The sequence below is a fragment of the Brachyspira pilosicoli genome, assembly GCF_019402445.1.
Classification (GTDB): domain Bacteria; phylum Spirochaetota; class Brachyspiria; order Brachyspirales; family Brachyspiraceae; genus Brachyspira; species Brachyspira pilosicoli_B.
The window spans coordinates 1-5,153 of sequence record NZ_SRZM01000268.1 but is presented as its reverse complement, the minus strand read 5'-3'; the positions used below and the strand labels follow the sequence as shown (position 1 = coordinate 5,153).

Below are 5,153 nucleotides of genomic sequence, written 5' to 3'. Positions count from 1 at the left end.
AATAATATATATTCATTAAATAATAATATAAAAAATGATTTAAATATTTATAATAGAGTTATCAATAACGTTTATTCAAATAGATATACTCAAAATAGAGATATTTTAAAAACAGAGCTAGAAAATAGATTATCTTATATAGATAAAGTATTAAAAAATAATTACAAATCAATTTATATAAATATAGATAGAGAGTTTTTAGATTCAAACTTGCCATACTCAATAACTATAACTAAAGATGTATCATCTAATGGTAATGTTTATACAGTAAGAACTGCTGATAGTTTAACTACTCATCCTATATTAGAAAACTATGCTACAAGAAGAGATTTTTTTATATCAATAATACCTAATGATAGAAATAATATTAATATATCTGCACATTATCCAATAACTTTAAATGATACTCAAGCTGGATATATAATATCAGATATCAATATAAATAATTATTATAGTAATATGATAACAAATATATCTCTTTTAGATTTATCATATATATATTATGACGTTAATACAAAAGATGTAATATTAAGTTCAGACAATGGTAATATATTAGAAAATGCTAATTTGGCGTTAAGAAGAAACTCTGCTGATTTAGTAAAATATGCTACAGAATTTGAATCTCAATTAGGCAGTAAATATTTTTATGTTCCTCCAATCCTTAATATAGCAGGCAATAGAACTATGGTTGTGATGTATTATATGAAAGATTTAAATATTATAGGTGTATATTATAAAGATCTTACTAGCATAATAAAAAGCTCTGCTATAGAAAGAGATATATCAATAATATTATCTGTAGTTATAATAATATTCTTAGTTGTTTCAGCTACTTATTTATATATTATAAGACAATTATTTAAACCTATAGATTCAGCTACAGAATCTGCTAAAGGTCTTATAGGTGGTAAAGGGGATTTAAGAAAGAGAATATATTCTAAAAATAATGATGAAATTGGAGTGTTGGTATATAACTTCAACTTATTCCTTAATGGATTAGATGATATTATAGGAAATTTAAAAACAGAAAGTAACAATGTATTTAATGAAATAAAATTAATAGACAGAGCAATAGAATCAAATGCTCAAATGGTTAATGACCAAAGTGCTAGTATTACAGAAAATATAGCTAGTGTAAATAATATTATTAATTCTATTAAAAACGTTACTAACTCTTCAGAACAGCAGAAACATGCATTCTCATCAGCTTCCATTGCTGTAGAAGAATTATTACAAACAATTTATAAAATAAGCGACAATATGGAAAAGCAAGCTTCTGCAGTAGAGCAAACATCTTCTTCAATAGAAGAGATGATATCAAATATTACAAGCGTAGCTAAAAGTATTAGTAAAGCACACTCATTCTCAAAAAAATTACTTATAGATGCTCATGATGGTGGTGATATGGTAGATGAGGTGATAGAAGCTGTTAGAGGTATTGAGGAAAGCTCTGACCAAATTAAAGAGATAGTTAACGTTATTCAAGGCATAGCTGAGCAAACTAACCTTTTGGCTATGAATGCCGCTATAGAAGCAGCACATGCTGGTGAGCAAGGTAGAGGTTTCTCTGTAGTTGCTGATGAAATTAGACTACTTGCAGAACATACTGCAGATAACACAAAAACTATTACAAACATCATTAAAACTATTACTAAAAGAATAGACGAAACAGTGGAACTTGCAAATAACAGTGGAAAATCACTTGAAAATATACTTGATATGTCTGAAAATACTTCGAGGGTTGTTGCAGAAATTAATACTGCAAACAGTGAACTTGAAATAGGTGGTAGAGATATACTTGAAACTATTAAACACTTAAATAATATTACTATGGGTGTTAAAGAAAATGTACGCGAGCAGATTAACAGTGGTGATGTGGTAGATAGCCAAATTACTTTATTAGACCAAATTAACAAAGAGGTTGCTGAGATTATTGAGGCTAATAGTGTTGGAGCTACTGAAGTTGTTAGCACTATGGCTTTCTTAAATGAATTATCTGTAAAAACTGCTAAAAGTAATCATGATTTCTTTATGGTTACTAGTAAGTTAAGTGAAAGTTTTAATAAATTCCAATCTCTTATGTCTGGATTTATTACAAATGTTGATAATATAGAAAGTGAAAAACCTGATGATATAATATTAAATTTGGATACAGAAGAATTTGATACTAAAGATATAGATATTAATAAAATAAATGAAGCAGAAAGTAAAATAGATGTAGAAATACAAGAATTAGAAAAAGAATTATCAAATACTGAAAAAAATGGTTTTTCTAAAGAGGATACTGTTCTTGAAATATTAAAAGAAGACTTTAAAAATCCTGATATGTTTTATTAATATACAAAAACATTATATTATTATATTATATTTTACTTTTTATCTAAAAATTAATTATATTATTAATAATATTATATTTCACAATAATACTCATTATATGTATTGACAATAATAAATTAAAAATATATACTAAAATTTGAGTATGCTTAGGAGATAGAATGTCCTTATACAATATAGCAGAAATAGATCTAAAAGCATTACGAAACAATATAGAAATAATTCGTTCTATGACAAGAAATACTAAATTACTCACCATAGTAAAAGCTAATGCTTATGGGCATGGTATTATAGGTATGTCGAAGCAATTAGAAAAGCTAAATGTGGATGCATTAGGCGTTGCTACTGTAGAAGAGGGTGTGAAGATAAGAGAGGCTCATATAAAAACACCAATAGTTGTTTTATTTCAGCATTTTAAAAATGAAGCAGAGGATGTTTGCAGATATAATTTGACACCTATTATAAGTAATGATGAATGTTTAGATGAATATGATAGATTTTTGAAAAAGCATAATAAAAAGTTAAAACTGCATATCAAAGTAGATACTGGTCTAAACAGAATGGGGGCTAAGCCTAAAGATGTATTAAACTTAGCAAAAAAAGTTTTATCATACTCTACTTTAGAGATAGAAGGTATTAATACTCATTATGCTGCTTCTGATGCATTTGATGATATATCTAAAGAGTTTACAGAAAATCAAATAAGAGTTTTTAATGATGTTTTAAATGAATTAAAAACAAATGGTATAAACATAAATAATGCCCATACTGCAAATTCTGCTGCATTGCTTTATTATAAAAATGCATACTTTGATATGGTTAGAGCGGGTATAGTAGTTTATGGATATACTGAGAAACTGTATGACTTTGGATTTAAGCCAATATTAAATTTAAAATCTAAAGTTATTTTAACTAGAAAAATAAAGAAGAATGAAACTGTTTCTTATGGCATGACATGGAAAGCCAATAAAGACACTAATATAGCTATAATACCTATAGGATATGCTGATGGGCTATCAAGAAAGCTTTCTAATAATTGGGAAGTAAAAATAAATGGTAAATATTATCCTATAATAGGAAAGATATGTATGGATATTATAATAGTAGATATAGGAAACAATGATAATATAAAAGAAGAAGATGAAGTTTTAATATTTGGAGATGATGAGAGACTTAATGCTAATACTATGGCACAAAAAATAGAGAGTATAAGTCATGAGGTATTAGTTCGCATTGGTGAGAGAGTTAAAAGAGTTTACAAAGATTAATGAAAAAATATTTTAATAAAAAATAATTTTAAGGAGTACATCAAAATTTAAATAAACTAATTAAAAAAAGGAGATTATTATGGTTGATATGATAGCAAAAATCAACGGCATTATTAACGGTTTTGTATGGGGACCTGTAATGCTAACCCTATTGGTTGGAACTGGAATATTTTTAAGTATTAGAACTGGTTTCTTGCAAATTACACAAATACCTTTATGGGTAAAACATACTTTTGGTTCTTTAGCAAAAAAACAAGATGCTGATGATAATATTACCCCTTTTCAAGCGGTGAGCACAGCATTAGCAAGTACAGTTGGTACTGGAAATATTGCTGGGGTTACTACTGCAATAGTAGCAGGAGGACCTGGTGCTTTATTTTGGATGTGGTTTGCTGCTTTTTTTGGAATGGTTACAAAATACTCTGAGGTTATATTAGCTGTTCATTACAGGGTTAAAGATGATCAAGGTCATCACCATGGCGGACCTATGTATTATATATCTAAAGGTGCTAATTTACCTTGGCTTGGCAGTATATTTGCTGCTTTTGCTGCTTTGGCTTGTTTTGGTGCAGGAAACATGACTCAAACTAATGCTATGGCGGCTGTTGTTTATCAAAATTTTGGTATACCTAAAATTATTACTGGTGTTGTTGTTGTTGCTTTAACTGCAATTATCATAATCGGAGGAATTAGAAGAATTGCTACTGTTACAGAGAAACTTGTTCCTGTTATGTGTGTTATATATTTAGTTGCTGGTATTATTATTTTAGCTTTAAATTTAGATAAAATTCCTCATGCTTTTCAAAGAATATTCTCTGAAGCTTTTAATTTGAAACAGGTAGGTGCTGGTTTTATGGGATATTCTATAATGATAGCTATGAAATTTGGTTTTGCTAGAGGTGTATTTTCAAACGAGGCTGGTTTAGGTACTGCTCCTATGGCTCATGGTGCTAGTAACTCTAAAAACCCTATAGAGCAAGGTTTATGGGGAATATTTGAAGTACTTATTGATACTTTCTTTGTTTGTACTTTAACTGGACTTATGGCTATTATGTTCTTAGAGGCTAATCAAGGTACTAAATTAAACGGTGCTGAATTAATATCCGCTTCTTTTGGTTCTAACTTAGGACATGCTGGCTCTATAATACTTACTGTATCATTAATATTATTTGCTTTCTCAACTTTTGTTGGTTGGTCACATTATGGAGTTGTTGCTTTAGGTTATCTCACTAAAAGAAACAAAATAGCTTCTTATGCTTATAGAATTATATTTTTAATTATTGGTATAATAGGTGCTGTTGCTCAATTAGATTTAATATGGTCTATAGCAGATACTTTAAATGGTCTTATGGCTATACCAAACTTAATAGGTCTTTTAATTTTATCTCCAAAAGTAGCTAAACTAACAAGAGATTATTTACAAGATCCTACTTCAACAATTATGAAAGACTAAAAGTAATAAATAATAAAGCACTCGCTGTAAAAAGCGGGTGTTTTTTTATTTGCAGAAGAGTTAAAATGTTTGCACTTTTTGGTTCTTTTGACGAAGTC

The 5,153-nt window shown here is 28.3% G+C and carries 3 protein-coding genes; all 3 read left to right on the top strand.

What is annotated here, in order from left to right; genetic code table 11:
* A partial coding sequence (locus tag E6A48_RS08710) for a methyl-accepting chemotaxis protein (RefSeq protein ID WP_219709762.1) occupies window positions 1-2,337 on the top strand: 2,337 nt, incomplete at its 5' end.
* Window positions 2,338-2,495: 158 nt separating this feature from the next.
* Window positions 2,496-3,602, top strand: a complete 1,107-nt coding sequence (gene alr, locus E6A48_RS08705; protein WP_219709760.1) for an alanine racemase — start codon at window positions 2,496-2,498, stop codon at window positions 3,600-3,602.
* A gap of 79 nt (window positions 3,603-3,681) precedes the next feature.
* Window positions 3,682-5,055, top strand: coding sequence for an alanine/glycine:cation symporter family protein (locus E6A48_RS08700; RefSeq protein WP_219709758.1), 1,374 nt, complete (start codon window positions 3,682-3,684; stop codon window positions 5,053-5,055).
* Window positions 5,056-5,153 lie beyond the last annotated feature (98 nt).